This is a genomic window from Nonomuraea sp. NPDC004186, assembly GCF_053603495.1.
The window spans coordinates 1-26,066 of record NZ_JBSGFQ010000045.1; the positions used below are offsets into that span (position 1 = coordinate 1).

The 26,066-nt window shown below is 71.9% G+C and carries 25 protein-coding genes; 12 read left to right on the forward strand and 13 right to left on the reverse strand.

Features of this window, described 5'->3' with window-relative positions; translation table 11 throughout:
• The 4 genes from mmuM to ACWEPL_RS32090 all read right to left on the reverse strand — a co-directional run.
• Window positions 1-561: homocysteine S-methyltransferase (gene mmuM / locus ACWEPL_RS32075; protein ID WP_452438399.1), on the reverse strand; the 561-nt coding region annotated here is incomplete at its 3' end.
• Between the two features lie 39 nt (window positions 562-600).
• Entirely contained in the window at window positions 601-1,440 is an 840-nt protein-coding gene (gene otsB / locus ACWEPL_RS32080; protein WP_452438400.1) for a trehalose-phosphatase, read from the reverse strand.
• 142 nt (window positions 1,441-1,582) lie between these two features.
• On the reverse strand, window positions 1,583-3,943 hold the full coding sequence (locus tag ACWEPL_RS32085) for a VIT domain-containing protein (protein WP_452438401.1): 2,361 nt from the start codon (window positions 3,941-3,943) through the stop codon (window positions 1,583-1,585).
• Window positions 3,940-4,968 (reverse strand): MerR family transcriptional regulator, encoded by a 1,029-nt coding sequence (locus ACWEPL_RS32090; RefSeq protein ID WP_452438402.1) that lies wholly within the window; start codon window positions 4,966-4,968, stop codon window positions 3,940-3,942. The genes ACWEPL_RS32085 and ACWEPL_RS32090 overlap by 4 nt, the downstream gene beginning before the upstream one ends.
• 108 nt (window positions 4,969-5,076) lie before the next feature.
• On the opposite strand from ACWEPL_RS32090, the gene ACWEPL_RS32095 reads away from it, so the two are divergent.
• Entirely contained in the window at window positions 5,077-5,544 is a 468-nt protein-coding gene (locus tag ACWEPL_RS32095) for a Dps family protein (protein WP_350728998.1), read from the forward strand.
• Between the two features lie 306 nt (window positions 5,545-5,850).
• The gene (locus ACWEPL_RS32100) at window positions 5,851-6,873 is read left to right on the forward strand and encodes an alkaline phosphatase PhoX (protein WP_452438403.1); all 1,023 of its coding nucleotides are present in this window, start codon (window positions 5,851-5,853) and stop codon (window positions 6,871-6,873) included.
• 55 nt (window positions 6,874-6,928) lie between these two features.
• On the opposite strand, the gene ACWEPL_RS32105 is transcribed toward ACWEPL_RS32100, so the two are convergent.
• The gene (locus ACWEPL_RS32105) at window positions 6,929-7,522 is read right to left on the reverse strand and encodes a TetR/AcrR family transcriptional regulator (protein WP_350729002.1); all 594 of its coding nucleotides are present in this window, start codon (window positions 7,520-7,522) and stop codon (window positions 6,929-6,931) included.
• A 97-nt stretch (window positions 7,523-7,619) separates the two neighbouring features.
• Between ACWEPL_RS32105 and ACWEPL_RS32110 the strand changes: the two genes are divergently transcribed.
• On the forward strand, window positions 7,620-9,803 hold the full coding sequence (locus tag ACWEPL_RS32110) for an MMPL family transporter (protein WP_452438404.1): 2,184 nt from the start codon (window positions 7,620-7,622) through the stop codon (window positions 9,801-9,803).
• Here ACWEPL_RS32110 and ACWEPL_RS32115 read toward each other — a convergent pair.
• Entirely contained in the window at window positions 9,772-10,620 is an 849-nt protein-coding gene (locus ACWEPL_RS32115; RefSeq protein WP_452438405.1) for a bifunctional helix-turn-helix transcriptional regulator/GNAT family N-acetyltransferase, read from the reverse strand. The genes ACWEPL_RS32110 and ACWEPL_RS32115 overlap by 32 nt on opposite strands.
• Window positions 10,621-10,714: 94 nt before the next feature.
• Here ACWEPL_RS32115 and ACWEPL_RS32120 point away from each other — a divergent pair, with 94 nt between their 5' ends.
• Together ACWEPL_RS32120 and ACWEPL_RS32125 are read left to right on the forward strand one after the other, a co-directional pair.
• Window positions 10,715-11,617: a lactonase family protein gene (locus ACWEPL_RS32120; protein WP_452438406.1), complete on the forward strand. Its 903-nt coding sequence runs from the start codon at window positions 10,715-10,717 to the stop codon at window positions 11,615-11,617.
• Between the two features lie 52 nt (window positions 11,618-11,669).
• Window positions 11,670-13,019, forward strand: a complete 1,350-nt coding sequence (locus ACWEPL_RS32125) for a N,N-dimethylformamidase beta subunit family domain-containing protein (protein WP_452438407.1) — start codon at window positions 11,670-11,672, stop codon at window positions 13,017-13,019.
• A 29-nt stretch (window positions 13,020-13,048) separates the two neighbouring features.
• Here the strand turns inward: ACWEPL_RS32125 and ACWEPL_RS32130 are convergent, their stop codons facing one another.
• Window positions 13,049-13,774: a Clp protease N-terminal domain-containing protein gene (locus ACWEPL_RS32130; RefSeq protein ID WP_452438408.1), complete on the reverse strand. Its 726-nt coding sequence runs from the start codon at window positions 13,772-13,774 to the stop codon at window positions 13,049-13,051.
• Window positions 13,775-13,947: 173 nt separating this feature from the next.
• Window positions 13,948-14,106, reverse strand: coding sequence for a hypothetical protein (locus ACWEPL_RS32135; RefSeq protein ID WP_452438409.1), 159 nt, complete (start codon window positions 14,104-14,106; stop codon window positions 13,948-13,950).
• Between the two features lie 150 nt (window positions 14,107-14,256).
• Between ACWEPL_RS32135 and ACWEPL_RS32140 the strand changes: the two genes are divergently transcribed.
• Entirely contained in the window at window positions 14,257-14,844 is a 588-nt protein-coding gene (locus ACWEPL_RS32140; RefSeq protein ID WP_452438410.1) for a DJ-1/PfpI family protein, read from the forward strand.
• Window positions 14,845-14,861: 17 nt separating this feature from the next.
• On the opposite strand, the gene ACWEPL_RS32145 is transcribed toward ACWEPL_RS32140, so the two are convergent.
• Window positions 14,862-16,319 carry an FGGY family carbohydrate kinase gene (locus ACWEPL_RS32145; protein WP_452438411.1) on the reverse strand — a complete coding sequence of 486 codons (1,458 nt, stop codon included), beginning with the start codon at window positions 16,317-16,319 and terminating at the stop codon, window positions 14,862-14,864.
• Window positions 16,320-16,430: 111 nt separating this feature from the next.
• Here ACWEPL_RS32145 and ACWEPL_RS32150 point away from each other — a divergent pair, with 111 nt between their 5' ends.
• Complete coding sequence (locus ACWEPL_RS32150; RefSeq protein WP_363963555.1) at window positions 16,431-17,456, forward strand: 6-phosphofructokinase; 1,026 nt, start codon at window positions 16,431-16,433, stop codon at window positions 17,454-17,456.
• A 142-nt stretch (window positions 17,457-17,598) separates the two neighbouring features.
• Here ACWEPL_RS32150 and ACWEPL_RS32155 read toward each other — a convergent pair whose 3' ends face one another.
• Both ACWEPL_RS32155 and ACWEPL_RS32160 read right to left on the reverse strand, forming a co-directional pair.
• A complete protein-coding gene (locus tag ACWEPL_RS32155; protein WP_452438412.1) occupies window positions 17,599-18,414 on the reverse strand; it encodes an MHYT domain-containing protein in 816 nt (271 codons plus the stop codon).
• 65 nt (window positions 18,415-18,479) lie between these two features.
• A complete protein-coding gene (locus tag ACWEPL_RS32160) occupies window positions 18,480-19,346 on the reverse strand; it encodes an MHYT domain-containing protein (protein WP_452438413.1) in 867 nt (288 codons plus the stop codon).
• Between the two features lie 111 nt (window positions 19,347-19,457).
• Between ACWEPL_RS32160 and macS the strand changes: the two genes are divergently transcribed.
• The 3 genes from macS to thiI all read left to right on the forward strand — a co-directional run bounded on the left by macS (window position 19,458) and on the right by thiI (window position 22,517).
• The gene (gene macS, locus ACWEPL_RS32165; RefSeq protein ID WP_452438414.1) at window positions 19,458-20,603 is read left to right on the forward strand and encodes a MacS family sensor histidine kinase; all 1,146 of its coding nucleotides are present in this window, start codon (window positions 19,458-19,460) and stop codon (window positions 20,601-20,603) included.
• Window positions 20,604-20,612: 9 nt separating this feature from the next.
• Entirely contained in the window at window positions 20,613-21,254 is a 642-nt protein-coding gene (locus tag ACWEPL_RS32170; RefSeq protein WP_319710515.1) for a response regulator transcription factor, read from the forward strand.
• Window positions 21,255-21,317: 63 nt separating this feature from the next.
• Window positions 21,318-22,517 carry a tRNA uracil 4-sulfurtransferase ThiI gene (thiI, locus tag ACWEPL_RS32175; RefSeq protein ID WP_363963563.1) on the forward strand — a complete coding sequence of 400 codons (1,200 nt, stop codon included), beginning with the start codon at window positions 21,318-21,320 and terminating at the stop codon, window positions 22,515-22,517.
• A 5-nt stretch (window positions 22,518-22,522) separates the two neighbouring features.
• Here thiI and ACWEPL_RS32180 read toward each other — a convergent pair whose 3' ends face one another.
• Window positions 22,523-22,810 carry a YiaA/YiaB family inner membrane protein gene (locus ACWEPL_RS32180; protein ID WP_363963565.1) on the reverse strand — a complete coding sequence of 96 codons (288 nt, stop codon included), beginning with the start codon at window positions 22,808-22,810 and terminating at the stop codon, window positions 22,523-22,525.
• Between the two features lie 156 nt (window positions 22,811-22,966).
• Window positions 22,967-23,998 (reverse strand): 3-deoxy-7-phosphoheptulonate synthase, encoded by a 1,032-nt coding sequence (aroF, locus tag ACWEPL_RS32185; protein WP_452438415.1) that lies wholly within the window; start codon window positions 23,996-23,998, stop codon window positions 22,967-22,969.
• A 239-nt stretch (window positions 23,999-24,237) separates the two neighbouring features.
• Between aroF and ACWEPL_RS32190 the strand changes: the two genes are divergently transcribed.
• Together ACWEPL_RS32190 and ACWEPL_RS32195 are read left to right on the forward strand one after the other, a co-directional pair.
• Complete coding sequence (locus tag ACWEPL_RS32190; RefSeq protein WP_452438416.1) at window positions 24,238-24,834, forward strand: molybdopterin-dependent oxidoreductase; 597 nt, start codon at window positions 24,238-24,240, stop codon at window positions 24,832-24,834.
• A gap of 54 nt (window positions 24,835-24,888) precedes the next feature.
• Window positions 24,889-26,046 carry a sensor histidine kinase gene (locus ACWEPL_RS32195; protein ID WP_452438417.1) on the forward strand — a complete coding sequence of 386 codons (1,158 nt, stop codon included), beginning with the start codon at window positions 24,889-24,891 and terminating at the stop codon, window positions 26,044-26,046.
• The last annotated feature ends 20 nt before the right edge of the window (window positions 26,047-26,066 follow it).

Sequence of the window (26,066 nt, forward strand, 5' to 3'; positions counted from 1 at the left end):
AACACTCCTCCCGCTCCCGCCGCGACTCCGTCGGCGACGTGCCGGGCCAGCGCGGGTTCGGCGAGGTCGCCACCGGATTCGAAGGGGGTCACCGGCCTCGGGATAGGACGGGATCGTCTCGCAGGCCAGCAGGTCGGCTCCGGCCGAGGCGAGGATCTCCCAGCGCGGCAGGTGCCAGTCGAACAGGCCGTCCTCGTCGAGGTCGTAGTCGCCGGTGTATTCGGCGCCGTTGGCCAGGAAGGCGCCGTACGGGCCGACCGAGGCCGCCACCAGCCCGTGCCCGGCCTCGTCGCGTGCCTGCGCGGCCAGCTCGACCGACAGCCTGATCAGCCGCTCGGCCGCCGCCACGTCCAGGCCGCGCCGGACGAACCCGGCGATCGTGGCCTGGTAGCTGGCGGTCGTGGCCACGTCGGCGCCCGCCGCGAAGTAGTCGGCGTGGGCGCGCCGGATCACCTCGGGCCGCTCCAGCAGCAGCCGCGCCGACCAGAGCTCGTCGCCGAGGTCGGCGCCGAGCCGTTCGAGCTGGGTGGACAGGCCGCCGTCCAGGACAAGTGCAGTCACCCCACCAGGGTACGAGCACGTGGGCGGGCCCGTGGCCGCCTACCGGTGGCGTGAGCCCGCGCCCACCACCGGAGGCCGACCGGGGAAGGCGCTGATCACGTGGTCGAGCAGGGCCGGCGTGTCCTCGGGGGACTCCACCGTGAAGTCCGCCACGCGGGCCAGCTCGTCGCCCGTCTCGGTGTTCGCCACCGCGACCCGGACGCCCATGAAGGCCGGGTCCCGCTCCTCCCTGCCGCGCAACGCGTCGAAGGCCCGGCCGTCGGAGAGGTCGTCGCCGAAGTACCAGGCGCGGGTCAGCGTCTCGATCTCGCGGGCGACGACCGTGCCCTTGTCGCGTTCGACGGGCGGCCTGAGCTCGACGACCATGCGCCCGTACTGCTCCCGCAGCCCCAGCTCGGCCGCCTTGCGGGACGACCACCGCTCGACCGCGCCGCGCAGCGCCGGGGCCGAGCGGTAGTGCAGCGCCACGATCAGCGCCTTGTCCTCGATCAGGATCTCGCGCGGCAGGTCGCGGGCGGCCTCCTCGGCCACCCGCCGCATGACGGGGGCCCACGGCTCGGCCTCGGCGTCCGTGCGCACGCGGCCGTCCTCGACGGTCTGCATGCCGTACAGGCCGAACAGGCGCAGCTGGGGAGCGCCCGAGAAGCGGTCCCGCAGGTACGCGGCCGGGCGGGAGGACACGATCGCGACCTTGCTCACGAGCCTGGCCAGCACCTGCAGCCGTTCCAGCGCACCGGCCACGGGGAACACCGCGCCAGGGTCGCGCATGATCGGGGCGATGGTGCCGTCGTAGTCGAAGAAGAAGCCGGATCCGGTGCTCTCCGAGACGGTGGCGGACACTGCTTCGGCGAAGCGGAGCGGGGCGCGAGAGGTCGCCATGCTCAGTGACGATAGAACAGCGCGACCGGGTCGGACAGACGCCTTCCCGTGAATTTCCCGGCCCTTGCCCGCCACCCGCCGTTCATGATCACGACGCCTGGCCCAGTTCCTCCGGGGGCCCGGCCGGACCCCCGGAGCAGGCCTACGAGCGCTTCCAGAAGGGTCCGCGGCGAGGGCCCCCGGACCCGCCCGGGCCGGAGCCGCCCACGAGGGTGGTGAGGACCTCCACCGCACGGTCGTGCAGGGCTTGGGCGTCGGCGCCCGGTCGCTCGGCGGCCTCCAGCTCGCGGGCCAGCGTCTCCAGCTCCGCGTTGCCCCCGAGGTACGCCGCCAGCGCCGCCAGTCGCGAGCCCAGGTCCGCCAGGTAGAGCAGGTCGGCCATGGGCAGCGCCTTCAGCCGGTCGAGCTCGGCCACCAACTGCGGCCGGACCGAGTCCAGCGGGTGACCGGGACGCGGCGCGGACTTCGGCGCCCTGCCACCACGGGGGCCACCACGGGGCCCGCCCGGCGCGAAGGGGGCCGGACTCGGAGGCCCGGCGAACCCTCCTCCGCCTCCCGCCGGCCCACCGGTCAGGAAGTCCGGTGACGCGTCGGCGGAACCGAGACCGGGGTCCGGCATCCGCATCCGCGGGGCGGCCGGCGGTGCGGCCGGCGGGGCGGCCATCACCGCCGCCTGCGCCATGAAGCCCATCATCGGCGGGTTCTGCGGCAGCTCCCACCCGCTCGGCGGCTCGACCGGCTGGATGACGCGATGCTCCGGCCCTCCGTCGGCGACCTGCCTGGTGTCGACCGCCACGTACGCGGTGAAGCGGCACAGCACGCCGTACTCCAGCGACGTCCGCACGATCCGCGGCTCCAGGTCGTGCTCGCCCATGGCGTAGCGGTCCTCCAGCTCCCGCAGGTGCGCGCGGGCCCACACGGCCTGGATGGCCGGATTGTCCACCGTTACGCCCGTGACCTGCTCCTCCCACGGTCCTCCGGCCGCCAGGCCGCGCACGGTCAGCGAGGAGCCCTCGCGGTGGCGCCCGTACACGCGCAGCGGCACGCCCGGGAAGATCGACCCGAGATGGGTGACGGTGTCCGGTTCGAGCTCGAGCCCCTTGAGGGAGAGGTCGGTCACCAGGGGGGCGCCGATCCTGCGGTGGATCTGCTCCATGGCCGCGTCCAGCCGGTCCTCCGACTCGACCAGCTCGCACCGGCCCGCGCCGAGCCCGGCCAGGCGGCCGAGGAAGCCGGCGTTCACGGCGCGGTCGATGCCGACCGTGTGCACGCGCATCGCGGACAGGGCGCCGCCCGCCTGCTCCAGGATCTGGTCCTCGTTGCCCACCTGGCCGTCGGTGACCAGGACCACGACCCGTTCGCGCTCGTCGCGGCCGCCCAGCAGGGCGACGGCCCGGCGCAGCGGCTCCAGCAGCTCGGTGCCGCCGCGGGCGTCCACCCGCGCGAGGTGCTCGACGGCGCGGTAGCGGTTGCGGTCGGAGGCCTCCACCAGGCCCTCGAACGCCTCCTCCACCACCGAGTCGAACGTCAGCACCGCGAACCTGTCCTGGGCCGTCAGCGTGTCGACGATGCGGGCGGCGGCCCGCCTCGCGGCGACCATCTTCCAGCCGCCCATGCTGCCGGAACGGTCGAGCACCAGCACCAGGTCGCGCGGCGGGCGCGTGGACTGGAGAGGCGGCGGCACGACCGTGAGCGCGAAGGTCCCCCGGCTGTCGAGCTGCAGGGACGTGGACGCGTCGAACGACAGCCGCAGGATGAAGTCGCGGTCGAGGCGCTCGCCGGGACGCAGGCGTACCGTGTGGCCCTCCTCCTCCACCACGTGCAGGCTGGAGGCCAGCTCGCGCAGCTCCAGCCCGGCCGCGTCCACGGTCGCGCTCAGCGACAGGCGCACCGGGTCGGGGAAGCCGGGCAGCAGGACCGGCGGGCTGATCCTGGACGCGTCCGGCACCGCGTCGGTGTCGGGCGCGACGCCGTCGCCCGCGGACGGGCCGTCGACGGGGTTGCCCGGGATGTAGCGCGGGGCCACGACCAGCGGGAACCGGAACGTGGCCGCCCCGTCCTCGTACGGCAGGGGCTGGCTCATGGTCAGCCGGACCGAGACGCGCTCGCCGGGCAGGATGTTGCCCACCCGGATCGTGAACACGTCGGGCCGGTCCTCCTCGGCGATCGCCGCCCGCCTGCCCTCGCGCAACGCCTGGTCGTAGTCGGCCCTGGCCTGGGCGCGCTCCTTCAGCACGCCCTCGATCACCCGGTCGTCGGCCTCCATCCGGAACCCGGTGACGGCCGCCCGGTCGGGCAGCGGGAAGACGTACGTGGCCTCCAGGGTGACGTCGAACGGATTCCTGAACCCCTGCGTCACCTCGACCCCGGCGATGAGGCCGGAGATGCCGGCGTTCACGTCAACGCTCTCGAGCGGCAGGTTGCCGCGCTCGGTTCGCAGCGCGCCGAACCCGGCGTCCGGCACCGGCAGGCACCGTGCGGGCTCCAGCGAAGTGATCTTCATATGAGCTCCCTTTCTTCGAGCACCGCGAGCAACGGCCCCGCTGCCGCCAGCACCGCCTGAACGTCCTCCTCCGACGGGACCCGGCCGGCGTCCAGCACCAGCCGCACCCCATCCCCCAACCTGACCCCCACGACAACCGCCCCACCCGGCCGGTTTTCGGGCATGCCGCCCGGCGCGGTCGAATGGGCCCCGCTTGGCGCGCCGGGCGCGCTCGGGCTGCTGCGATGCCCGTCGGCCGGCTCGGTCAGCTGATGTGCCGCCCCTGAAGCCCGCACGCTGCCCTTCCCCGGCCGCTCAGCCCAGAACCGCCCCCGCACCGACTCCCGGTCGCCGCCATGCCGATCATGCCCGGCTTCGGCCGTGCCCGGCACCTCATCGCCACCGGCCCGCACATCGCCGCCGGCCCGTGCATCGCCGTCGGCCCGTACATCGCCGTCGGCCCGTACATCGCCGTCGGCCCGTACATCGCCGTCGGCCCGTGTATCGCCACCGGCCCGCACATCGCCACCGGCATCCGTCGCTCCGCGCTCGGCCGCTTCCTGCCCGGTCGCGCCGCGCTCAGGCGCCCCGCGCTCGGCCGCGCCACTGCCCGGGCGGGCGCCGGCTGCCGGGTGCGCGCCGTCGGGTGCCTCGCTCGAGCCAGGGCCCACCCGGTCGCGCACGGCGCCGGTCATGGGGGGAGTGCCCGCACCCGCGGCGGTTTCCAGCATGCGGTCCGTGGCGCCCGCGAGGGCCGCCTGGATCTGGGCGATCGAGTGCCCGGCGGCCTGCAGCCGTTTCACGGCCACGAGTTGCAGCAGGTGCCGCCGCCCGTACTGGGCGATGCGGCCGCGCCTGGTCAGCGGCGGGTCCACCAGCCCGATCGTCGTATACCACCTGATCAGCCGCTCGCCGGGCACATCGCGGACCCGGCCGTTGCCGGCGGATGCGCCGTCCGAGCTTGCGCGCAGCGCCAGCGCCGCGCGCTCGGCCAGCTCGCCGATGGTCCAACCGATGGGCTCGGTGGAGGCGGAGGTGTCGCTCATACCTCCACAATGACACTGTCATTGTTACACTGTCAACGTTGCGGAAGAATGGCCGCCGCCATGTCGTTCTAAAGAGGGAAAACTCCTATCGATGGGGAGGAACAGGACATGGCCATGATCACCGGCCCACTCTCGGGAGAGGCCAAGGACACCGTCGCGCGGGCCCTGCAGGGCGCCCTGGTCGATCTCATCGACCTCTCGCTGGTCGCCAAGCAGTCGCACTGGAACCTCATCGGCCCTCACTTCCGCCCGATCCACCTCCAGCTCGACGAGCTCACCGACCTCGCCAGGTCCCACATGGACACCATCGCCGAACGCGCCGTCGCCGTCGGGATCAACCCGGACGGACGTTCCACCACGGTCGCCAGGTCCACGAAGCTCCAGCAGCCGGAGTCCGGCTGGATCGAGGACGGGAAGGTCGTGGCGACGATCACCGACCTGCTGGACGGTGTCAGCAAGCGCATGCACGAGCGCGTCCGGGCCACCGACGAGCCCGACCCGGTCACCCAGGATCTGCTCATCGCGGTGGCGCAGGACATCGACAAGCAGCACTGGATGTTCCAGGCCCAGGCCTGACCTGCCAGAAAGCCCGGGAGCCCGCACGGGAGCCCGGGCTTTGGCATGCCCGCCGACATCCCCGCCGACATCCCCGCCGACATCGCCGCCGACATCGCCGCCGACATCCGCGCCGACATGCCCGCCGTCAGGCCCGCCGACATGCTTGCCGGCGGGGCCGTTCCCCCTGGCGGGGGCCCGCCGACGCGAGTTGGCCGGATGATCGCGCAGTGGGAGTTCGGGGTTTGCGCAGAGTTTGATGTCGCGAGTCCCTGCCATTCATGTCGGTGCGGTCGACTAGCGTGGCACCTAGAGGGAGGCCCCACGATGTCCCACAAGACTCTCCTCCGCACGGGCCCGCTCTTGCCGGGCGGCATCAGCCCGTACGGACCGCTCGGCCTGCCGGGCGCCGACGGCCTCGCGCTGCCCTCAGGCTTCACCGGCAGGGTGGTGGCCCGCTCGGGCCACAAGGTCGCCGGGCTGACCTGGCACGCGGCCCCCGACGGCGGCGCCTGCTTCCCCGACGGCGCCGGCTGGATCTACGTGTCCAACTCCGAGCTGCCCCTGCTCGGCGGCGCGTCGGCGCTGCGCTTCCGCGCCGACGGCACCGTCGGCGACGCCTACCGCATCCTGTCGGGCACCGACCTCAACTGCGCGGGCGGCGCCACGCCGTGGCACACCTGGCTGTCGTGCGAGCTGGGCCACCGCGGCCGCGTCTTCGAGTGCGACCCGTACGGCGCCCGCGCCGCCCGCCCCCGCCTGGCCATGGGCCGCTTCAAGCACGAGGCCGCCGCCTGCGACCCCGAGCGGCGCGTCGTCTACATGACCGAGGACGAGCCCGACGGCTGCTTCTACCGGTTCCGGCCGAGCGACTGGGGCGACCTGACGGAGGGCACGCTGGAGGTGCTGTGCTCCTCGGGCCACTGGCAGGTGGTGCCCTCGCCGGCGGCGCTGCGCACGGAGGCTCGCCACCAGGTCGAGGGCGCCCGCCACTTCGACGGCGGCGACGGCTGCCACTACGCGGGCGGGGTGTGCTACTTCACGACCAAGGGCGACACGGGCCTGTGGGCCTACGACGCGCAGACCTCCGCGCTCGAGCGGCTGTGCGAGGGCGTGCGCGCCATCACCGCCGCCCCCTCCGGCGACCTGTACGTGGCCAGGGAGACGACGGAGATCGACGTCATCACCCCCGACCGCGCGGTCACGCCGTTCCTCAGGCTGGAGGGGCACGCCGGGGCGGAGCTGACCGGGCTGGCGTTCTCGCCGGAGGGCGATCGGCTCTACTTCTCGGCCCGGCGCGGCCGCACCGAGGGCCACACCTTCGAGGTGTCGGGCCCCTTCCGCGGCTGAGCGCGCGGCCCGCGCTCGGCTCGGATAGCGCACCAGGGCCAGCTTCGGTCCGCGCTCAGCCCAGATAGCGCACCAGGGCCAGCTTCAGCTCCGCCACCAGCTCCGCGCCGCGCTCCGGCGTCGCGGTGGTGACCAGCGGCATCACCGCCTTCACCATGGCCACCGCCATCGTCCCCATGAGCGCGGCGCGCTCCTCCGCCAGACCGGGGGAGCGGCGGCGGAGCATGGCCGCGACCTGCCGGGCGATGTCGTCGTGCAGCCGCCGCGAGGCCGAGGCCAGCTGGTCGCCCGTCGCCGACCCGTACAGGAGCGACCAGTACGCCGGTGACGCGCTCTTGAACCTGACGCTCTCGTCCACGACCTGCCCCACCAGCGCCTCCAGCGGCACCTCCGGGGTGACGGCAGCCAGCCGGGCGGCCCAGAACTCCTGCCGGTCGTCGGTGTAGCGGGCCACGAGCCCGTCGAGGATCTCCTCCTTGTTGCGGAAGAACTGGTAGAGCGACCCGGGCGACATCCCCGCCCGCGTGGCGACGTGGTTCGTCGTCATGTCCGGGTATCCGACCTCGGCGATCACCGACTCGGCGGCGTCGAGGATCTCCGCCATGCGCTTCAGGCCGCGCGCCTGCCGGCGGACCGTGCGTTCAGGCATGGGTCTCCTCGTTGACAAATGCGAGCATTAACTTGTATTTCTGGTTGGGAGAGCAAACACGAGTAGTTTACCGAGTTTTGAGGCGGGGGCACCTTACATGGCGCTGAACACGCGGCCACGGCCGGTCCACACGAAGACGGCCGGGCCACCGCTGCGCAGGCTGGGCTTCCTTATCGCCCGGCGCCGCCGGGCCGTGCTCGTCCTGGCCCTGGTCGTGCTCGCCGTCGCCGCGGCGCTGGCGGCCGGGACGGTGCCGCGGTTGTCGCTGGCCAGGTTCGAGGCGCCGGGGTCGGAGTCGGACCGGGCGCAGGCCGAGCTGGTACGGCGGTTCGGGACCGGCAGTCCCGACATGATCTTCCTGGTGACCGCGAAGGCCGGCACCGTGGACGACCCCGCGGTCGAGGCCGAGGGCAGGGCGCTGACCGCGCGGATCGGTGGGCGGGAGGGGGTCGCCGAGTCCGCCTCGTACTGGACCCGCGGCAGGCCCGCCACCATGCGCAGCGAGGACGGCAGGCACGCGCTGATCGTGGTGCGCATCCCCGGGGACGCCGACCACGTGCGCGGGCGGGTGCTGCCCGGGCTCGTGCCCGAGGTCACCGAGGGCACCGGCCTGCTCCAGGTGCGGGCCGGGGGAGGGGAGGAGGTCTTCAGGGAGGCCGTGCCGCTGTCCAGGCAGGACTTCGTACGGGCCGAGCTGGTCATCTTCCCGCTGGCGTTCGCGCTGCTCTGGCTCTACCAGCGGCGCGCCATGGCGGCCCTGGCGCCGATCCTGGCCGGGGTGTTCGCGATGGTGATCGGGCTGGCGCTGCTGCGGGTGCCCCTGGCCTTCACCGGGATCTCCACGTTCGCCCTGAACCTGACCCTCGCGATGGGGCTCGGGCTCGGCATCGACTACTGCCTGTTCGTCATCCAGCGCTTCCGCGAGGAGACGCGGCGCGGCGCTGACCGGGCGAGCGCGGTGGCCGGGGCCGTGGAGCACGCGGGGCGGACGGTGCTGTTCAGCGGGCTCACCGTGGCCTCGTCCCTGGCCGTGCTGTTCGCGCTGCCGTTCGACTTCCTGAGATCCTTCGCGTACGCGGGCATCGCCGTCGTCGCCGGCGGCCTCTTCGCGGCGGTGATCGTGCTGCCCGCCGTGCTGGCCTCGATCGGGGCCACGGTGCTCCCCAAGCGGGTCGGGCCGGAGCGGGAGGCGGGGTTCTGGCACGCGCTGGCCGTCCGGGTGATGCGGCGGCCGCTGGTCTTCGGCGGGCTGGCCACGGCGGTGCTGCTGCTGCTCGCCTCGCCGTTCCTGGGGCTGCGGTTCGGCGTGGCCGACGACCGCATCCTGCCCCTGGAGGCGTCGTCCCGGCAGACGCAGGAGATCATCCGGCAGTCTTTCCCGGCGGAGGAGACCGATGCCATCCAGATAATCGCCAAAAATCAGACGTCAGGCGATATTTCGCAGTATGCGGTGGCGTTGTCCCGGCTCCCCGGGGTCGCCCAGGTCGACTCCGCCGCCGGCTCGTTCGCGGACGGCGACCGGGTGGGCGACGGCGACCCCGAGAGGTTCCGGCGCGGGTCGGTCCGGGACGCCTGGCTGTCCGTGGTCCCGTCCGCCGAGACGCTGGCCGACGACCCGGTGCGGCTGGTCCAGTCCGTACGCGCCGTCGAGCCGCCCTTCGAGATCCTGGTCGGCGGCTACCCGGCCGAGCTGGCCGACTACCGCGCCTCCATCGTCGACCGGCTCCCCCTGGTGCTGGCCCTCATGCTCGGCGTCACGTTCCTGGTCCTCTTCGGGATGACCAGGAGCCTGATCATCCCGCTCAAGGCGTCCCTGCTGAACCTGCTCAGCATGGGCGTCATGTTCGGCGCCATCGTCTGGGTCTTCCAGGACGGCAACCTCGCCGGCCTCCTCGGCTTCACCCCGACGGGCACGCTCGACCCCAGCATCCCGATCCTGATGCTCTGCGTCGCGTACGGCCTGTCGATGGACTACGAGGTCTTCCTGCTCTCCCGCATCAAGGAGGAGTACGACCGGACCGGCGACACCGAGGAGGCCGTGGCCACCGGCCTGCAGCGGGGCGCGCCGCTGATCACGGCCGCCGGCGGGATCCTGGCGCTCACGTTCGCCGCCTACGCCACGGCGCAGGTGATGTTCGTGCAGATGCTGGGCGTCGGCATGGCGGTGGCCGTGCTGGTCGACGCGACCGTGATCAGGGCGGTGCTGGTGCCGAGCCTGATGCGCCTGGCGGGCCCGCTCAACTGGTGGCCTAGAGGTCGCGTGACCACATCTGCTCGGTGACCTCGACCCCGTTCTCCACGCCCCTCTCCTCCGAGTCCAGCGCGAACCCGGTCCCCTCGTAGATCCGCCGCGCGCTCACCAGGCTGTCGCGGGTCCACAGCGTGATCCGCTTGTACCCCTCGGCCCGCGCGTGCCGCAGGCACTCCTCCACGAGCCGCCGCCCGAGCCCCAGCCCTCTGGCGGACGGCTCCACCAGCAGCAGCCGCAGCTTGGCCGTCGTCTCGTCCTGCCGCACGCAGAACACGCAGCCGGCCCGCTCCCCGCCCACCTCGGCGATCCACCCGGCGTCCCGGGAGAAGTCCAGATCGCCGACGATCCTGGCGACGAGCTGCTCGAACTCCGTGCCCCAGCCGTACTCGCGGCTGTAGAGGTCGCCGTGCCGGTAGACGACCCAGCCCAGGTCGCCGGTGCGCGGGGGCCTGATCACGTACGGCTGCCCGGCGCCCCCGTCGCCCAGCAGCTCCCTGATCGTGGCCATGCCGGCCACCAGCCGCCCCTGGCTCTCGTCCGGCAGCCCGGACAGCAGCCGCTCGATCTCCTCGGCCGAGCGCCTGTCGAGGTCCGCGAACGTCTGCGTGCCCCCGGAGGTGAGCCGTACGAGCTGCTTGCGGGCGTCCGACGAGGAGCGCTCGCGCGAGATCAGCCCGTCGGTCTCGAAGCGCGCCAGGATGCGGCTGAGGTAGCCCGCGTCCAGGTCGAGCAGGGAGCGCAGCGCCCCGGTCTCCATCGGCGCGGCGTGCGCCAGCTCGAACAGCACCCTCACCTCGGTCAGCGAGTACGGCGAGTCGAGCATGCCCGCCTGCAGCACGCCGATCACTTTCGTATAGAACCGGTTGAAGGCCCTGACCTCAGAGACCCTTGCCTCTGTCAACGAACTCATTGCTACAGTCAACCATGAGAGGATCCCTGTTGTGAAGCGCGTCTACATAGGCGGATACGGCCCCGGCATCGTCACGGTCGGCGGCGGGCTCACCAGAGTGGCCTCGCCGTCGTTCCTGGCCGCCCATCCCACCCTGCCGGTGCTGTACGCGGCGGGCGAGCTCGAACGCGGCTGGCTCACCGCGTTCCAGGTGGGCGAGACCCTCGACGTGCTGGACGAGCGGCCGAGCGAAGGCTCCCTGCCCTGCCACGTCGCCGTGGATCCGACCGGCAGCGTGCTCGCGGCGGCCAACTACGGCGACGGCGTCGCCGTCGTCTACCGCCTCGACGATCGCGGCGCGTTCGAGGGCGAGCCGATCGTGCTGCGCCACCAGGGCTCGGGCCCGGACCCGGAGCGCCAGGAGGGCCCGCACGCCCACGAGGCCGTCTTCCACGACGGGATCCTGCACGTCTCCGACCTCGGCACCGACGAGATCCGCCGCTACCGCTACGACGGCACCGCGCTGGAGCCGATCAGGCTCGAGCCCGGCACGGGCCCGCGCCACTTCGCCTTCTCCGGATCGCGCCTCTACGTGGCGGGCGAGCTGGCCGGCACCGTCACCCTCATCGAGGACGGGCGCCACACGGTCGTCCCCGCCTCGCGCGCGCAGGGCAAGAACGCCCCGTCCCACCTCCAGCTCGCCGGCGACCTCGTGTACGTCGCCAACCGCGGGCCCGACACCGTCACGGTGCTGCGCGCCGCCGACCTGTCGTACGTGGCGGAGGTGTCGGCGGGCGGCGACTGGCCCAGGCACTTCGCCCTCGACGGGACCACCATGTACGTGGCCGACCAGCACTCGGACGCCGTCACCGTCTTCCGGCTCGAGGACGGCGTGCCCGAGCCCTCGGAGGAGTCGTACGAGGTCGAAAGCCCGGCCTGTGTGCTGATCATGTAAGGAGTTCGCCAAGTCACGGCTCATCGGGTCGTTCGGTCATGACCATGGACGGGTGCGAAAGATCCTCGTCATGCTGTCGTCGCTGGTCGTCGTCGCCGGGTGCGGCGGCTCGCCCCCGGCTCCCGCCCCAGTCCCGGTCCAGCGACCTGACCAGGCCGGGCCGCCTCCGCCCGCGGCGGAGGTGCAGGAGTCGTGGCACATCACCCGGCGCGGCGCGGAGCACGAGATCGAGGGCTACGCCGACCGGGTGAGCGTCCTGCCGGGCGAGCGCTTCGGGCTGCGGGTCTCGACGACCGCTCCGCGCTTCTCGGCGCGCGCCTTCCGCATGGGCGCGAACCCGGTCAAGGTATGGGAGTCGCCCGCCGTCCAGGGTGTACGGCAGGCGCCGATGCGGCTCGTGGGCGGCACGGTGAGCGCGGCCCACTGGCGGCCCTCGCTCACCGTGGACACCGCGGGCTGGCCCGAGGGCGCGTACCTGATCAGGCTCGACGCCTCGACCGGCGCCCAGCGGTACGTCCCGATCACCGTGCGCTCGGCCTCCACCGCCGGCCGGGTGGTGATGGTGAACGCGGTCACGACCTGGCAGGCGTACAACCGGTGGGGCGGCCACAGCCTCTACACGGGCCCGCGCGGGTACGCCGACCGCTCCCGCGCCGTGACCTTCGACCGCCCGTACGACGACGACGGCGCCCGGCTCTTCCTGGACTTCGAGAAGGAGGCGCTGGCCGTGGCCGAGCAGAGCCACGTGCCGCTGGCGTACCTGACGAACCTGGACCTCAAGCCCGGCGTGCTCGACGGCGCCCGCGCGGTGGTGTCGCTGGGGCACGACGAGTACTGGTCGCCCGGCATGCGCACGGTCGTCACCACGGCCAGGGACGCCGGCACGAACCTGGCCTTCCTCGGCGCCAACGCCGTCTACTGGCGGATCGCGATGCACGACCGGACGATCGCCTGCGACAAGGAGCGGCTCTGCCGGCTGTGGCGGGACTCCAAGCCGGAGAGCACGCTGGTGGGGCAGATGTACGACTGCTTCCCGGCGGAAGGCGCCTACCGGGTGACGCGGCCGCACCACTGGATCTTCGCCGGGACCAAGGGGAGGCGCTTCCCGGGGATGGTCGGCGTGGAGTCCGACAAGGTGTCGCGCGGGTCGCCGGGGAACGTCCAGGTGCTGGCGGAGTCGCCGTACTCCTGCGGCGGCGGGCGGGCGACCCACTCCGACAGCACCTACTACGTGGCGCCCAGCGGGGCGGGGGTGTTCGCGTCGGGGACGATGCGCTGGGTGTGCGCGATGCGGGGGGAGCGGTGCGGCCACGGCGTCTCCGACCGCGCGGCTGCCTTCACCCGCCGCGCGACCACCAACCTCCTGACCCGCTTCGCCCAGGGCCCGGCAGGCGCCCCCTGACGCGCCCCTCCCGGGACACCAGGTCTCGATCAGGCCATGGTGTCCCGCAGGATCTCGCCGAGCGTCCGGACGATCTCACGCTCGGCGGGCTCCCTGGTCACGCCCAGCTCGGCCAGCGCCCGGGTCACCGGCTCGTCGTCCAGCGACAGCACGCCCAGCAGCAGGTGCTCGGTCCCGACGAAGGGGTGGCCCAGCCGCAGCGCCTCGCGCAACGTCAGCTCCAGCGCCTTCTTGCTCTGCGCCGCGAACGGCACCGCCTCGATCGTCGGCTCCCCGCCCGGCCCGAGCGCTGCCCTGGCGGCCTCCGCGACCGCCTCCGGCGAGGCCCCGAGCGTCACCATGGCCTTGGCCGCCAGCCCGTCCGGCTCGCTCAGCAGCCCCAGCACCAGGTGTCCCACCTCGATGTGGCCCTGCCCCGCATCCTGGGCCTCCTTCTGCGCCCGCACGACGACCCGGCGGGCCCGATCGGTGTAGCGGGCGTAGGCCCGCAGCTCCCCGGCCAGGGAGCCGCCGTCCTTGGGCACGAACCGCTTCTGCACGGCCTGCTTGCTGACCCCCATGCTGCGCCCGATGTCGGTCCAGGACGCCCCGGACCGCCTGGCCTGGTCCACGAAGTGCCCGATCAGATGGTCGGCCACCTCGCCGATGTGCTCACCCAGCGTCACGGCGTCGGCCAGCTCTTCCAGCGGGTCGCCGTCCGGATGGCGGCCCTTGATCGCGTTGATGAGGTCGTCGAGACGAACGATTCTCTCCATGCGTCAACCATAGGTTGACGACCCACTCCCGTCAACCTTGGGTTGACGCTCGGAACTTGCCGGCATGAGGCGTGCTGGGACGGGGGCCGGCATCGGGACGCGCTGACACTGTTGTCGGCGATGCCGGAGAGCGTACGACGCTCCCAGGAAGTCCGGGCGACGGCCCGCTGGATCTACGAGGCGATCGGCTGGTACGCGCACGCGCTCGACGAGGCTCGGTGGCTCGCGTACTTCAGCGGATGGCGCCGGATCAGGTTCGACTCCGGAGCGCGCCCGCGGGCGAACCCGGGCACGATGACGGTGTCGGCGGCGCCGGCGGCCCCGCCCCTCATGCCCGAACGGACGCGTGTGTCGCGATCGTCAGGTCGAAGGCCACGACCGACGGCAGGGCGAGCACGGCGACGCGACGCGTGGCGGATTCCCTACGCACGATGGCAAGGTTGCCACTCGCCGGGACGGCGCCGCGGCGAGATCATGGCTGCGTGCGAATCGAGATCGTGGTCTTCGACGGCTTCGACGAACTGGACGTGTTCGGGCCGTTCGAGGTGTTGTCCATAGCCGGGCTCACCGTCGAGCTGGTCGCCGCCGAGCGGCCCGGCACCGTGACCAGCATGCGCTCCGTCAGGGTCGAGGTGCCCAGCGTCCTGGGGCGGGCCGACGGGGTGATCGTGCCGGGCGGCGGATGGCTGAACCGGGCCCCGGCGGGCGCCTGGGCCGAGGCGCAGCTCGGCGTGCTCCCGTCCAGGCTCGCGGAGGTGGCGCCCTCGACCCGCTGGATGGCCTCGGTGTGCACCGGCGGGCTGCTGCTCGCCGCCGCCGGGCTGCTGGCCGATCGGCAGGCGACCACCAACCACAACGCGTACGAGGAGCTGCGATCCTACGGCGTGGACGTCGTCGAGGAACGCGTCGTCGACGCCGGCGACCGCATCACCGCCGGAGCGCTGAGCGCCGGGCTGGACCTGGGCCTGTGGATCACCGAACGCGAGCTGGGCACCGCGACCGCCGACCGCGTCGCCGCCTCCATCGGCTACGCGCGGACGGCCCGCGTCTTCCACGCACGAGGGCGGTGACGAACCGCGGGCGCGTCCTATCGCCGGGAGGCCAGCTGGACGGCGGCCCGCCAGCGCTCGTAGGCGGCGTCGTCCCGCGGGCCGGGCTCGAAGCGGCGTTCGAGCTGCCACGTATGGCGCAGCTCGGCCCGCGAGGCCCACACGCCCGCTCCCAGCCCGGCCAGGAAGGCGGCGCCGAGGGCCGTGGTCTCCTGGATCGCCGGGCGCTCCACCGCCGCCCCGAGCTGGTCGGCCTGGAGCTGCATGAGCAGGTCGTTCGAGGCGGCCCCGCCGTCGGCCTTGAGCACCGGTACGGCGCCCCCGGTCATCACCTCCACCACGTCCCGCACCTCGAACGCGATCGCCTCCAGCGTGGCCCTGACCAGGTGCGCCCGCGTCGTGCCCCGCGTGATGCCGGTGATCAGCCCGCGCGCGCCGGGGGCCCAGTGCGGCGCCCCGAGCCCCGTCAGAGCCGGTACGAACACCACGCCCCCGCTGTCGGGCACCGTGCGCGCCACGGCCTCGGACTCCGGCGCCGTGCCGATCAGCCCCAGCCCGTCGCGCAGCCACTGCACGGCGGCCCCGGTCACGAAGATCGACCCCTCCAGCGCGAACGTGCGCTCGCCCGACGGCGTCTGCCAGGCCACCGTGGTCAGCAGCCCCTTGTCGGAACGGACGATCTCCCCGCCGAGGTTGGCCAGCACGAACGAACCCGTGCCGTAGGTGCACTTGACGTCCCCCACGTCGAAGCACGTCTGCCCGAACAGCGCCGCCTGCTGGTCGCCGGCCACCCCGCTGATCGGCAGCTCCAGCCCGAGGAAGGCGGACGGCTCCGTGAGCCCCAGCGGCCCGTAGTTGGGCACGATGTCGGGCAGGGCCTCCATGGGCACCCCGAACAGCTCGCACAGCTCCGGCTCCCAGTCGCCGGAGGCGAGGCCGTACAGGAGGGTGCGTGAGGCGTTGGACGGGTCGGTCACGTGCCGCGCGCCCGCCGTGAGCCTGGCGATGAGGTAGGAGTCCACCGTGCCGATGGCGATGTTCCCGGACCGGACGCCCGCCCACGTGGTCTCGTCGTGCTCGGCGAGCCAGGTCAGCTTCGTCGCGGTGAAGTACGGGTCGAGCCGCAGCCCGGTCAGCTCCGACACGCGCGGCTCGTGGCCCGCCTCGCGCAGCCGATCGCAGATCCCGGCCGTACGCCGGTCCTGCCACACGATGGCCCGGCACGGCGCGGCCAGCGTGTGCCGGTCCCAGAGCACGGCGGTCTCGCGCTGGGTGGTGATCCCGACGCAGGACGGGGAGCCTGTGGCCCCGCTCAGCGCGGTGCCGCACGCGGAAAGCGTGGCTTGCCAGATTTCTTCGGGATTGTGCTCCACCCATCCGGGGGAAGGAAAGTGCTGTGCGAACTCCTCGTAGCCCCTGGACTCGATTTGTCCGTTTTCAGTGACTACGAGAGCGGTTACGCCTGTCGTCCCGGCGTCAATGGCCAACACACTCACGAAATACCCCCGCAATCTGGGCAGCCTGGCGTTTGGTCTAGACCACTGCCCGCGACGACGGGCAGAATGCGAGTCTGACATCAAGGTGACCCCCATCGGGAGGAACCCGCCATGCGTATTGGAGTGCTGACCGGGGGCGGCGACTGCCCCGGCCTCAACGCCGTGATCAGGGCCGTGGTGCGTAAGGGGGTGAGCGTCTACGGTCACGAGTTCGTCGGATTCCGTGACGGCTGGCGCGGCCCGCTTGAAGGCGACACGATGCCGCTCGACATCCAGGCCGTGCGGGGCATCCTGCCGCGCGGCGGAACGATACTGGGTTCTTCCCGCACGAACCCCATCAAAATTGAGGGCGGGGTCGACCGGATCAAGGAGAACCTCGCCACCACCGGCGTCGACGCCTTGATCGCCATCGGCGGCGAAGACACGCTGGGCGTCGCCAAACAGCTGTACGACCGCCACGTCAATGTGGTGGGCGTGCCCAAGACCATCGACAACGACCTGTCGGGCACCGACTACACCTTCGGTTTCGACACCGCGGTCAACATCGCGACCGAGGCCATCGACCGCCTCCACACCACCGCCGAGTCCCACCACCGGGCGCTCATCTGCGAGGTCATGGGCCGCCACGCGGGCTGGATCGCGCTGCACGCCGGCATGGCGGGCGGTGCGAACGTCATCCTCATCCCCGAGCGGCCGTTCGACATCGACCGGGTCTGCGAATACGTCGAGTCCCGCTTCCGCACCCGCTATTCGCCGATCATCGTGGTCGCCGAGGGCGCCCACCCGATCGAGGGCCAGATGGAGCTGCAGACGGGCGAGCTCGACGCGTTCGGGCACGTACGGCTGGGCGGCATCGGCGAGATGCTGGCCAAGGAGATCGAGAAGCGCACCGGCAAGGAGGCCCGCACCACGGTGCTCGGCCACATCCAGCGCGGTGGCACCCCGACGGCCTACGACCGGGTGCTGGCCACCAGGTTCGGGCTGCAGGCCATCGACGCCGCCCACGAGGGCGACTACGGCAAGATGGTCGCCCTGCGCGGCACCGAGATCGTCCGCGTCGGGCTCGACGAGGCCACGGCCGAGCTGAAGACCGTGCCCGCCTCGCGCTACTCCGAGGCGGAGGTGTTCTTCGGCTGAGTGAAAGCCGCTTGCAAGCGCGCGGCCGTACCTTCTGAACCAGCGGGGGCAATCACCGACGACAACCCCGCCTCAGGGTACGGCTTGCGCCGCGGCGAGTCGGCGGCCCACCACGCGTCGCAAGCCGTACCTGGGAGATAGCTCAACCGCGGGGCGTGCCGAAGAGATCCACTTCCGGCGCGCCCTCGTCGTTCCCATGCAGCCGCGCCCGGTATTCCGCCTCGCTGCGCAGCTCCTTCTCCGAGGGGGAGAGGATGACGGCGAGCAGCAGCCCGACGGTGATCACACTGATGCCGACGATCAGCGGCAGCAGCAGGTCGACGGCCTTGACGCCGGGCACGGGCACCATGTCGGAGTGCACGGCCACCGACATCGAGTACATCCCCGTGTAGTGCATGCCCGAGACCGCCACTCCCATGACCAGCGCCGCACCGCCGATCTTGAGGGCGCCGCTGACCCGCACCGTGAACCAGAGCGCCACCGTCGCCGCCGCCACCGCGATCAGCACGGACACGGAGACGATCACCGGGTCGAAGGATACGAGGGCCGACATGTTCATCGCGTACATGCCGAGGTAGTGCATGCCGGCCACGCCGAGGCCGGTCAGGACGCCGCCGCCGAGCAGGTAGGCCGGCCGCTCGCCGCCGTAGGAGACCAGGAACAGGCCCATCCCCACGACGACGACCGCGATGAGCGCGGACAGGGCGGTGAGCGGCACGTCGTAGCGGATCACCGAGCCGGTCACGGAGAAGCCGAGCATGGCCAGGAAGTGCATCGTCCAGATGCCCGTGCCGCCGATCGCGAAAGCGGCCCCCACCAGCCATAAATGACGCTCGCGCCCGCCGGCGAGGCGGGCTCTCGAGGTCAGCAGCAGGCCCAGCATGGAGCCCACGCTGGACATGACGTACGCGAGCACGGGCGTTGACAGCCCGAAGGAAAAATGATCGATCGGCGACACGACCCCCACCCCAAACCCCTACGCACCGATAAGGGAGTATGAACAGGGAGTCGCCGACCGCGCAACTATCTTCTGCGGCCCTGCATGGCCTGGCGGCGCGGCCTCGGCATCGGCGGCGGCGGCGCGGGGTAGGTGAGCTGCTCCTGCTGGGTGGTACGCCGGCGCAGCTCCAGCTTGGCGACCAGCTCGGCGTCCTCGTGCAGCTCCTCCTCCGAGGGCGAGAGGATCACCATGAGGAGCATGGTCAGCGTGATCAGGCTGATCACGGTCATGAGGGGCACGAGGAAGTCGAGCGCGTCGGCGCCCGCGACCACGCCGGGTTCGGCGTCGACCGTGACGTGCATCGCGTAGATGCCGGTGTAGTGCATGCCCGAGACCGCCACGCCCATGACCAGGGCGGCGAGGGTGATCCAGATGGGCTTCTTGACGCGCAGCGTGAACCACAGCGCCACCGTCGCGGCCACGACCGCGATGACCACGGAGGCGGCCACGGTGAGGCGATCATAGGAGACGTGGGCGGACATGTTCATCGCGTACATGCCCAGGTAGTGCATGGAGGCCACGCCCAGGCCGGTGAGCAGGCCCCCGCCGAGGAGCGCCAGGACCCGGCCGCCACCGTACGAGACCAGCAGCAGGCCGGTGCCCACCACGACGATGGCCACGACCGCGGAGGCGACGGTGAGCCACACGTCGTACTTGATCTGGGTGCCCTCCACCTCGAAGCCCATCATGGCGATGAAGTGCATGACCCAGATGCCGGTGCCGCCGATCGAGATGGCCGCGCCCAGCAGCCAGCGCACCCGGGAACCGCCGCGGGAGGCGTGCGCCTGGGCGGTGAGCCGCAGTCCGAGCATGGATCCGATGCAGGACATCACGTAGGCGAGCAGAGGGGTCAGCAGGCCGTAGGTGAAATGATTCACAGCGGAGGTCATCTATCGGTCCTTGGTAATTAGGGGTTCCCGGATTGTGCCATCCGGGATGTCCCATTCGCATGGATATCACCACTATCTGTCAACCTCCCTGTCGGAACATGAGAAGGACTCATGGCTATCGAAGGCCCGTTCTGGCGAGCGATCGCGGTCTACCGGGTGGCGTCGCTGGTGTACGCGGCCGTGCTGATGGCCCAGCACCGCGGCTACGAGCAGCCCGTGCTCGGCTGGCTGGTGATCGGGGTGATGGCGCTGTGGACGGCGGGGGCGACGTTCGCCTATTCGGCCGGGTCGGTGCGCCGGTGGCCGCTGCTGACGATCGACCTGCTGGTCGCCGTGGCCTGCCTGCTGGTCTCTCCGTACGTCGAGGGCGCCGGTCAGGGCGCGGAGGGCACCATGCCCGTGCCCGCGACGTGGATAGCCGCTCCCGTGCTGGCCTGGGCCGTGCACGGGGGCAGGCGGCTGGGCGCGGTGGCGGCGGCCGTCGTCGCGGCGGGCGACCTGTGGCTGCGCGTCCGCACCGGCCAGGCGCCCATCCTGATCAACGGCGCGGTCCTGCTCTTCCTGGCGGGCGTCGTGGTCGGCCACGTGGCCCGGCTGGCCAGGCAGGCCGAGGAGCGCATGCAACGGGCCATCGAGATGGAGGCCGCCCAGCGCGAGCGCGACCGGCTGGCCCGTGACATCCACGACTCGGTCCTGCAGGTGCTGGCCCTGGTCCAGCGGCGCGGCCGGCAGATCGGCGGTGAGGCGGCGGAGCTGGGGCGGCTGGCCGGCGAGCAGGAGGCCGTGCTGCGCAGGCTCGTCGCCCCGGCCTCCGCCCCCGTCCCCGTGGGGTCCGCCGACCTGCGTAACCTCCTCCTGGCGCACGCCTCGCCCCAGGTGACGGTCTCGACGCCCGCCACGCCGATGATCCTGCCCGCGCCGGTGGCCGCGGAGACGGCCGCCGCCGTCCGGGCGGCGCTGGACAACGTACGGGACCACTGCGGGCCCGGCGCCCGCGCCTGGATCTTCGCCGAGTCGTCGGACGGCGCGATCACGGTGACGGTGCGGGACGAGGGTCCGGGCATCGCCGAGGGCCGCCTGGCCGAGGCCGCCGCGGCCGGTCGCCTGGGGGTCGCCCAGTCCATCCGCGGCCGGATCGCCGACCTCGGCGGCACGGTCGCCTTCGCCGGCGGCGTGGGGGAGGGCACGGAGGTCGAGATCAGTGTGCCCGCCTCGGGGGCGCCGCGGCCGGAGGGCGGGGCCGGGGCGCGCGGTTAGAGTTGCGGCATGGTGCGGGTGATGGTGGTGGACGACCATCCGATGTGGCGTGACGGCGTCGCCAGGGATCTCGCCGAGGCCGGATATGAGGTCGTCGCCACCGTGGGGGAGGGGCGGCAGGCGGTACGGGCGGCCGGGGCGGCGCGGCCGGACGTCGTGGTGCTCGATCTGCGGTTACCGGATATGTCGGGCGCGGAGGTGGCCGCCAGGCTGGCCGCGGTGGAGCCGCCGCCCAGGGTGCTGGTGTTGTCGGCCAGTGCCGAGCAGGACGACGTGCTGGAGGCGGTCAAGGCCGGCGCATCCGGATATCTGGTGAAATCGGCCAGCCGGGAGGAGTTCCTCGACGCGGTACGCCGCACCGCCGACGGCGACGCCGTGTTCACCCCGGGCCTGGCCGGGCTCGTGCTCGGCGAATACCGGCGGCTGGCCGCGCAGCCGGCGCCCGCCGAGGGGCCGCGGCTGACCGAACGCGAGACCGAGGTGCTCAGGCTGGTCGCCAAGGGCCTGTCCTACCGGCAGATCGCCGAGCGGCTCGTGCTCTCCCACCGCACGGTGCAGAACCACGTCCAGAACGCGCTGCGCAAGCTCCAGCTCCACAGCCGGGTCGAACTGGTCCGATATGCGATCGAGCACGGGCTGGACGCGGACTAAACTCGATGGCGCGCGGCGTTGCCTTCGACGCGTGCCCTTCCCCGTCTTCCCGGAGGTTCCACCATGACGATGTCCGCCCTGGGCGAGCCATGTGTTCTGCTCAAGCTGGGCGAGATCGTCCTGAAAGGCAAGAACCGCGAGCTGTTCGAACGCCGCCTGATCAGCAACATCCGTGACGCGCTCCGGTCGCTCGACCTCAAGCTCGACGTGCGCAAGCGGCACGGCGTGATCGCGATCTTCCTGCCCCAGGGCGCCACGGTCGAGCAGGCGCAGGCCGTGGCCCAGCGGGTCGCCGACGTTCCCGGGCTGGTCTGGATCCACCGGGCCTGGCGGGTCGCCAAGGACCCCGACGCCGTGCTGAAGGCCGGTCTCGAGCTGGTCGGCGAGACCGAGGAGGCCAAGCGGGGCGCCCGCTTCGCCGTCCGCTCCCGCCGCCGCGACAAGCGCTTCCCGCTGCACTCCAACGAGCTCGACCGCCTCGTGGGCGGCGCGATCAACGACGAGTACGGCCTGCCGGTCGACCTGAAGAACCCCGAGCTGACGGTGTTTATCGAGGTCGACAGGGACGAGGTGTTCGTCTTCACCGGCGGCATCCCCGGCCAGGGCGGCCTGCCGGTCGGCAGCAGCGGCCGGGCCCTGGTGCTCATGTCGGGCGGCATCGACTCGCCGGTGGCGGCCTACCGGATGATGCGGCGCGGGCTGCACGTCGACTTCCTGCACTTCTCCGGCATCCCGTTCACCACCTCCGAGTCGATCTACAAGGCGTACGCGCTGGTCAAGAAGCTCGACCGGTTCCAGGGCAGGTCGCGGCTGTGGGTGGTGCCGTTCGGCAAGGCGCAGCAGTCGATCCGCACCTCCGGCCAGGACCGCCTGGCGGTGATCGCGCAGCGGCGGCTCATGCTCAAGACGGCCGAGGAGGTCGCTCACCGCATCCACGCCGCCGCGCTGGTCACCGGCGACGCGCTCGGCCAGGTCTCCTCCCAGACCCTGACCAACATCACCGCCCAGGACAACGCGGTGGAGCTGCCGATCCTGCGGCCGCTGGTGGGCTGGGACAAGACCGAGATCATGGCCGAGGCGCGGCGCATCGGCACGCTGGAGATCTCCGAGCTGCCCGACGAGGACTGCTGTTCGCTGCTGGCGCCCAAGCGGGCCGAGACCCGGGCCAAGATCGAGGACCTGAAGCAGATCGAGAAGCGGCTCGACGCCGAGGAGCTGTGCGTGCAGCTCGCCGACTCGATCCAGGAGTACACCCTCGACTAGCGCCCTCAGGCGTTGACCTTGAAGGGGTCGTGCTCGGTCAGCAGCTTGTCCAGCCGCGCCTGGTCGACGCGCTGGCTGACCTCCGACTGCTCCTGCCGGTCCCGTACGACCTTGCACAGCGTGATCGTCGAGGTGACGACGTACAGCAGGCCGAGCCCGAGGAACGCCCTTACCCACCCCTCGACGGGCAGGTAGACCAGGGCGATCACCACGGAGGACAGCGAGACGGCGAACGACAGGAGCGTTTGGACGTAGTACGCGGTGGTCTGCGTGGGTTGGATGGGCTTCGTCATGCGGCCATCGTCGCGCCGCGCGACAGCCCGCCGCATGGGGTCACGTACTCAAGTTACTTCTGAGTACGGCCGGCCGCTCAGCTCGTGGCGGCGGCCGGCCGTACATCCGCGCGGGATCGCTCGTGGCAGGCCGGAATACGGCATCGGATCAGCGGGTCAGACGGCGACCGCGACCGCGGCGGACTTGCCGAGCAGCGCCGGGAAGTCGTTCATGACCTGGGCCAGCTCGCCCAGGTCGGAGTCGACCAGGGCCTGCGGGCCGTCGCAGAGCGCCTGCTCCGGCTGCGGGTGCACGTCGATGATCACGCCGTCCGCGCCCACCGCGATGGCCGCGCGGGTCAGCGGCAGCACCAGGTCGCGCCGCCCGCCCGAGTGGGACGGGTCGATGATCACCGGCAGGTGCGACAGGCGCTGCGCCACCGGCACGGCCGAGACGTCGAGCGTGTTGCGGGTCGCCGTCTCGAACGTCCTGACGCCGCGCTCGCACAGGACGATGTCCAGGTTGCCGCGCTGGGCGATGTACTCGGCGGCCATGAGCCACTCCTCGATCGTGGCGGTCATGCCGCGCTTGAGCATCACCGGCTTACCGGCCGCCCCGACCGCCTGCAGCAGCGCGAAGTTCTGCATGTTGCGGGTGCCGACCTGCAGCATGTCGGCGTAGGAGGCCACCAGTTCGACGTCCTGGGCGTTCACGACCTCGGTCACGATGGGCAGCCCGGTCTCCTCGCGCACGTCGGCCAGGATGCGCAGGCCCTGCTCGCCCAGCCCCTGGAAGGCGTACGGCGACGTACGCGGCTTGAAGGCCCCGCCGCGCAGCAGCACCGCCCCGGCCGCCTGCGCCATCCTGGCCGCGTCCAGCGTCTGCTGGTGCGTCTCCACCGCGCACGGCCCCGCGATCAACGTCACGGTGTCGGGGCCGATCGGCACGCCGCCCACGTGGACCGTGGAGCGTTCCGGGTGGTTCTCCCTGCTGACCAGCTTGTACGGGGTGGACACGCGCATGACGTCGCGCACCCCGCCCATGCCCCGCAACGTGACCGGGTCGAGCTGGGTCACGTCGCCGACCAGCCCGACGATCGTCCGTTTCACGCCCTTGCTGACGAAAGCCTCGACCCCGGCCGCCTGGACGACCGACACGATCGCCGAAAGATCATCCGCGGTGGCCTCGGGGCCCATCACGATCACCATCTGAGCTTCTCCTTTGTCCGGAAACACAGAAGGCCCCGGGTCCTGTCGGACCCGGGGCCTTCGTTCGCCTGTCTGCTAGCGCAGCGTCAGATGGCGAACGGACTCGGGTCCGTCGCCATACCAAAACAGGAACGCGTTGCGCATAGGCCGTAAGGATAGCGCACCGAACCCGGCCGCGAAGCATCATCGATCCGATGGCAGGATGGCCCCACACGGCGAGTCAGGTGAGGAGAGTGATCGTGGAGGAGTCGCGCCTGCCTCCAGGCCAGTACGTGCCGCGCGGCCGACCCGTGATCCACTACGGCAGGGTGCCCCGGTTCAAACCGGAGAGCTGGGACTTCCGGGTCTTCGGCGCCACCGTGTCCGGGGCGGAGCACCAGTTCTCCTGGAGCGAGTTCGAGGGGCTGCCGCGGGCCACCCGCATCGCGGACTTCCACTGCGTCACCAAGTTCTCGCTCATGGCCAACGAGTGGACCGGCGTCACCCCCGCCACGATCATGGCGGCCGCCCCGCCCGCTCCCGGCGTGCGCCACGTGATGATCTGGGCCGAGTACGGCTACAGCGCCAACCTGCGCATGGCCGACTTCGTGGCCCCGGACACGCTGTTCGCCATGGAGCTCGACGAGAAGCCGCTCAGCCCCGACCGCGGCTTCCCGCTGCGGATCGTGGTGCCCCACCTGTACGCGTGGAAGAGCGTCAAGTGGGTGCGCGGCATCGAATACCTCGTCGAAGATCGACGGGGCTTCTGGGAGGAGCGCGGCTACCACAACGTCGCCGACCCCTGGCGCGAGCAGCGCTACTCCTACCAGGAAGAACCCGGAGAGGGACCCCCCTAGACTTCACTCTTGGTTTTCCCCCGGACACGCTCTGTATTGGCTACGGTTTTCCCCGTGCTGACCACCGCGTGCGTGGCGCTGTCCTCCTCCTTGGCCTCCTTGGCCTTCGTCGCCGGCTACGGGCTCGCCCGCGCCCGGTGGCGCCCGGCGGCGCTGCCGGAGGGCCGTAGATCGGACGAGGCGACGTTCACCACGCTGCACATCGCCGCGATGGCCGCCCCCGCCCTGCGGGCCGGGCTCAACCGGGACTCCGCCCGCAAGGCCGTACGGCACCTGCGCACGCTGCTCGGCACCCGGGCCGTCGCGATCACCTCGACCGAGGCCGCGCTGGCCTGGGAGGGGCCGTGCACCGACGACGTGCTCACCTACGCCCGGGCGACCCTGGCCGCGGGGCGGTCCCAGGTGTTCACGGGCGAGCCGCACAGCGCGGTCGTGGTGCCGCTGACCGTGGACGGCACGGTCGTGGGCACGCTGGCGGCCTTCGACGACGAGGTGAGCGCCGCGCTCGTGCGTACGGTCTCGGAGGTCGCCCGCTGGGTGTCGGGCCAGCTGGAGCTCGCCGACCTGGACGCCTCGCGGCGGCGCGCGCTGGAGGCGGAGATGCGCGCGCTGCGGGCGCAGATCTCGCCGCACTTCGTCTACAACGCGCTCACGACGATCGCCTCGTTCGTCCGTACGAACCCCAAGCGCGCCCGCGAGCTCCTGCTCGACTTCGCCGACTTCTCCCGGTACGCGCTGCGCCGGGCGCACGACTTCACGACCCTGGCCGACGAGCTGACCTGCGTCGACCGCTATCTGCTTCTGGAACGTGCCAGATTCGGCGACAAGCTGCGCTTCAGCATGCAGGTGGCGCCCGAGGTGCTGCCCGTGCCCGTGCCGTTCCTGTGCCTGCAGCCGCTCGTCGAGAACGCCATCAAGCACGGCATGCGCGGCCGCGGCGGCAGCGGCGAGGTACGGGTCGTGGTGCGCGACGCGGGCCCGGAGGCGCACATCACGGTCGAGGACGACGGCGCGGGCATGGACCCGGAGTGCGCGCGGCGGATGCTCGACGAGGACCCGGCCCGCGAGGGCAGCGGCATCGGGCTGGCCAACGTGGACCTGCGGATGCGCCAGATCTACGGCGACGGCTACGGGCTCGTCGTGGAGACGGCGCTGGGCGCGGGCACCAAGGTGTGGCTGCGGGTGCCCAAGAGTCAGCTTAGCTCGTTGTAGTCATTTCATTACACTGAGCT

Bases quoted from the DNA above. Each gene is read 5' to 3' on its own strand.
- otsB (WP_452438400.1), bottom strand. From the start codon at position 1,440: ATGGCGACCTCTCGCGCCCCGCTCCGCTTCGCCGAAGCAGTGTCCGCC.
- ACWEPL_RS32085 (WP_452438401.1), bottom strand. From the start codon at position 3,943: ATGAAGATCACTTCGCTGGAGCCCGCACGGTGCCTGCCGGTGCCGGAC.
- ACWEPL_RS32090 (WP_452438402.1), bottom strand. From the start codon at position 4,968: ATGAGCGACACCTCCGCCTCCACCGAGCCCATCGGTTGGACCATCGGC.
- ACWEPL_RS32095 (WP_350728998.1), top strand. From the start codon at position 5,077: ATGGCCATGATCACCGGCCCACTCTCGGGAGAGGCCAAGGACACCGTC.
- ACWEPL_RS32100 (WP_452438403.1), top strand. From the start codon at position 5,851: ATGTCCCACAAGACTCTCCTCCGCACGGGCCCGCTCTTGCCGGGCGGC.
- ACWEPL_RS32105 (WP_350729002.1), bottom strand. From the start codon at position 7,522: ATGCCTGAACGCACGGTCCGCCGGCAGGCGCGCGGCCTGAAGCGCATG.
- ACWEPL_RS32110 (WP_452438404.1), top strand. From the start codon at position 7,620: ATGGCGCTGAACACGCGGCCACGGCCGGTCCACACGAAGACGGCCGGG.
- ACWEPL_RS32130 (WP_452438408.1), bottom strand. From the start codon at position 13,774: ATGGAGAGAATCGTTCGTCTCGACGACCTCATCAACGCGATCAAGGGC.
- ACWEPL_RS32135 (WP_452438409.1), bottom strand. From the start codon at position 14,106: ATGAGGGGCGGGGCCGCCGGCGCCGCCGACACCGTCATCGTGCCCGGG.
- ACWEPL_RS32150 (WP_363963555.1), top strand. From the start codon at position 16,431: ATGCGTATTGGAGTGCTGACCGGGGGCGGCGACTGCCCCGGCCTCAAC.
- ACWEPL_RS32160 (WP_452438413.1), bottom strand. From the start codon at position 19,346: ATGACCTCCGCTGTGAATCATTTCACCTACGGCCTGCTGACCCCTCTG.
- macS (WP_452438414.1), top strand. From the start codon at position 19,458: ATGGCTATCGAAGGCCCGTTCTGGCGAGCGATCGCGGTCTACCGGGTG.
- ACWEPL_RS32170 (WP_319710515.1), top strand. From the start codon at position 20,613: ATGGTGCGGGTGATGGTGGTGGACGACCATCCGATGTGGCGTGACGGC.
- thiI (WP_363963563.1), top strand. From the start codon at position 21,318: ATGACGATGTCCGCCCTGGGCGAGCCATGTGTTCTGCTCAAGCTGGGC.
- ACWEPL_RS32180 (WP_363963565.1), bottom strand. From the start codon at position 22,810: ATGACGAAGCCCATCCAACCCACGCAGACCACCGCGTACTACGTCCAA.
- aroF (WP_452438415.1), bottom strand. From the start codon at position 23,998: ATGGTGATCGTGATGGGCCCCGAGGCCACCGCGGATGATCTTTCGGCG.